Origin of the sequence: Streptomyces sp. WG7, from assembly GCF_049975785.1 — a bacterium.
GTDB lineage: Bacteria > Actinomycetota > Actinomycetes > Streptomycetales > Streptomycetaceae > Streptomyces.
This window is the reverse complement of record NZ_JBNGGE010000125.1, coordinates 1-2,710: the sequence shown is the minus strand read 5'-3', so window position 1 is coordinate 2,710 and position 2,710 is coordinate 1. Positions and strand designations below refer to the sequence as shown.

Genomic DNA, 2,710 nt, shown 5'->3' with positions numbered 1-2,710 from the left:
GGGCAGGGGCTGACTCTGTCGCCGACCACCGAGGTGCTCCTGGAGGAGTCCATCCTGGGCTGGAAGGAGTACGAGCTGGAGCTGATGCGCGACAAGAACGACAACGTCGTGGTCGTCTGCTCCATCGAGAACTTCGACCCCATGGGTGTGCATACCGGTGACTCGATCACGGTGGCGCCCGCGATGACGCTGACCGACCGCGAGTACCAGGTGCTGCGTGATGTCGGTATCGCGATCATCCGTGAGGTCGGTGTCGACACGGGGGGCTGCAACATCCAGTTCGCGGTGAACCCCGAGGACGGCCGCGTCATCGTCATCGAGATGAACCCGCGCGTGTCGCGTTCGTCCGCGCTGGCCTCCAAGGCGACCGGCTTCCCGATCGCGAAGATCGCCGCGAAGCTTGCCGTGGGCTACACCCTCGACGAGATCCCGAACGACATCACGCGGGAGACCCCGGCCTCCTTCGAGCCCACGCTCGACTACGTGGTCGTCAAGGCCCCGCGCTTCGCCTTCGAGAAGTTCCCCTCGGCGGACTCCACCCTCACGACCACCATGAAGTCGGTCGGCGAGGCGATGGCGATCGGCCGGAACTTCACCGAGGCGTTCCAGAAGGCGCTGCGCTCGCTGGAGAAGAAGGGCAGCCAGTTCACCTTCGCCGGCGAGGCGGGCGACAAGAAGGCGCTGCTGGAAGAGGCGGTCCGGCCGACCGACGGCCGGATCAACACGGTCATGCGGGCGATCCGCGCGGGCGCCACGCCCGAGGAGGTCTTCGCGTACACGAAGATCGATCCCTGGTTCGTCGACCAGCTCTTCCTGATCAAGGAGACCGCCGACGAGCTGGCCGCCGCCCCCGAACTGACACGTGAACTGCTCGGTGAGGCCAAGCGGCACGGTTTCTCCGACCAGCAGATCGCCGAGATCCGCGGGCTGCGCGAGGACGTCGTGCGTGAGGTGCGGCACGCGCTCGGCATCCGCCCGGTCTACAAGACGGTCGACACCTGCGCCGCCGAGTTCGCCGCGAGGACGCCGTACTTTTACTCCTCCTACGACGAGGAGAGCGAGGTCGCGCCCCGCGAGAAGCCCGCGGTGATCATCCTGGGGTCCGGGCCGAACCGTATCGGGCAGGGCATCGAGTTCGACTACTCCTGCGTCCACGCCTCCTTCGCGCTCAGCGACGCGGGGTACGAGACGGTGATGGTCAACTGCAACCCGGAGACCGTCTCCACCGACTACGACACCTCCGACCGGCTGTACTTCGAGCCGCTCACGCTGGAGGACGTCCTGGAGATCGTCCACGCCGAGCAGCAGGCCGGCCCGGTCGCGGGCGTGATCGTGCAGCTCGGCGGCCAGACCCCGCTCGGCCTCTCGCAGGCGCTGAAGGACAACGGCGTGCCGATCGTCGGCACGTCGCCGGAGGCGATCCACGCCGCCGAGGACCGCGGCGCCTTCGGCCGGGTCCTGGCGGAGGCCGGGCTGCCGGCACCCAAGCACGGCACCGCCACCACCTTCGCCGGCGCCAAGGCCATCGCCGACGAGATCGGCTACCCGGTCCTGGTCCGCCCCTCCTACGTGCTGGGCGGACGCGGCATGGAGATCGTCTACGACGAGACCCGCCTGGAGGCCTACATCGCCGAGTCGACCGAGATCAGCCCCTCCCGCCCGGTCCTGGTCGACCGCTTCCTCGACGACGCGATCGAGATCGACGTCGACGCCCTCTACGACGGCCAGGAGCTTTACCTGGGCGGCGTCATGGAACACATCGAGGAAGCCGGCATCCACTCCGGCGACTCCGCTTGCGCCCTGCCCCCCATCACGCTGGGCGGCTTCGACATCAAGCGGCTGCGCGCCTCCACCGAAGCCATCGCCAAGGGTGTCGGCGTGCGCGGCCTGATCAACATCCAGTTCGCGCTGGCCGGGGACATCCTCTACGTCCTGGAGGCCAACCCGCGCGCCTCGCGCACCGTGCCCTTCACCTCGAAGGCGACCGCGGTACCGCTCGCGAAGGCCGCCGCCCGCATCTCGCTCGGCGCGACCATCACCGAGCTGCGCGCCGAGGGCCTGCTCCCCGCGCAGGGTGACGGCGGCGAGCTGCCGCTGGACGCGCCGATCTCCGTCAAGGAGGCCGTGATGCCGTGGTCGCGTTTCCGGGACATCCACGGCCGCGGCGTCGACACGGTCCTCGGCCCGGAGATGCGTTCCACCGGCGAGGTCATGGGCATCGACTCGGTCTTCGGCACGGCCTACGCCAAGTCGCAGGCCGGCGCCTACGGGCCGCTGCCGACCAAGGGCCGGGCGTTCATCTCGGTCGCCAACCGCGACAAGCGCTCGATGATCTTCCCGGCGCGTGAGCTGGTCGCGCACGGTTTCGAACTGCTCGCCACGTCCGGGACCGCCGAGGTCCTCAAGCGCAACGGCATCCACGCCACCGTCGTGCGCAAGCAGTCCGAGGGCACCGGCCCGAACGGTGAGAAGACCATCGTCCAGCTCATCCACGACGGCGGCGTCGACCTCATCGTCAACACCCCGTACGGCACCGGCGGCCGCCTCGACGGCTACGACATCCGCACGGCCGCCGTGGCCCGCTCCGTGCCGTGCCTGACGACCGTCCAGGCACTCGCCGCCGCGGTCCAGGGCATCGACGCCCTCACCCACGGCGACGTCGGAGTGCGCTCCCTCCAGGAACACGCCGAGTTCCTGACCGCGGCCCGCG

General features: G+C 69.4%; 1 protein-coding gene. It reads left to right on the top strand.

Going from position 1 to position 2,710, the window contains the following annotated elements; translation table 11 throughout:
* On the top strand, positions 1–2,710 hold a 2,710-nt coding region (gene carB / locus ACP4J0_RS38300), incomplete at both ends, for a carbamoyl-phosphate synthase large subunit (protein ID WP_426604040.1).